Here is a 1,262-nt window from a genome sequence, read left to right on the forward strand (position 1 = left end):
TTTGCAGCTAGACTAGAAAGTGGACACACCATAGTAGCGGCCTGATACAATAAAACCAACAAAAAGGTCGAGGTGTGTCATGGGAGATATCCGTCAACATTTTGACGACGAGTTTAAGCGTCGGACTGTACAGCACATGCAAGAAACTGGAAAAACACCATCTGAAGTTTCCAAGGAGCTCGACATACCTGTACGCAGTATTCGTGCTTGGAAAAAGCAGTTTGCCAATACCGGTGAGAAGTCCCAATTGTTTGTGGACTATGAGAGACTTAAGAAACTTGAACAACAAAACCGTGAGCTGCAAGAGGAGAACGAGATCCTAAAAAAGGCGATGCACTTCTTCACGAAAAACCGAGACTGATCTATTCGTTTATCCATAAACACCGCTTCCAGTTTCGTGTTGAGAAGATGTGCAGCGTAATGAATGTGTCCAGAAGCGGTTACTACAAGTGGGTAAATCGTAAACCAAGCGAGCAGGAGAAGCGTCGCAAGAAGCTCATGAAGCGGATCCAGCACCACTTCTACGCCTTCAAAAAACGCTACGGCAGCACAAAAATAGCTGAAAAACTGCGTCAAGAAGGAGAGAAAGTTTCGACAAAAACGGTTAGCCGCCTCATGAAGGATATGGGTCTTTTCTCCATTACGGTGAAGAAGACCAAGGCTACCACAAACTCCAAACACAGCCAGCCGGTCTTTGAGAATGTCTTGAATCGTCAGTTCAAGCCCGAAGCGCCAAACAAAGTATGGGTTGCAGACATCACATATGTTGCCACGCAGCAGGGCTGGGTTTATTTAGCAAGTATCTTGGACCTGTACTCTTGGAAGGTCGTTGGCTGGGCGCTCAGTGACCGGATGACCAAAGAGCTGGTGTTGGAGGCCTTTGACAAGGCTTGCATGCGCCAACAGCCACCAAAAGGCTTGATACACCACTCTGACCGCGGCTCGCAGTATGCATCGGCAGAATACCGTGCGCGACTGGAATCGAAACAAATGATCGGAAGCATGAGTCGTAAAGGCAACTGTTACGACAATGCTTGTATCGAGACTTTTCACAGCATCATCAAGAAAGAGCTCATCTACCATACCAAGTTCAAAACCCGTAAACAGGCGTATGATGCGATTTACGAGTACATTGAATTGGAGTACAACCGAGTCCGTATCCATTCGTCGATCGGTTATCTGACCCCACATCAATGCGAAAAAAGGTACTATGAGCAGCTCCAGGCGGCTTAAGTTGTGTCTACTTTCTTGACAGAGGTGCA

The 1,262-nt window shown here is 46.9% G+C and carries 1 pseudogene; it reads left to right on the plus strand.

Annotated features, from left to right (window positions below):
* Window positions 1-79 precede the first annotated feature (79 nt).
* Window positions 80-1,233, plus strand: a pseudogene (locus tag SD70_RS32555) (IS3 family transposase).
* Window positions 1,234-1,262 lie beyond the last annotated feature (29 nt).

It is taken from the genome of Gordoniibacillus kamchatkensis, assembly GCF_000829455.1.
Lineage (GTDB): Bacteria > Bacillota > Bacilli > Paenibacillales > NBRC-103111 > Gordoniibacillus > Gordoniibacillus kamchatkensis.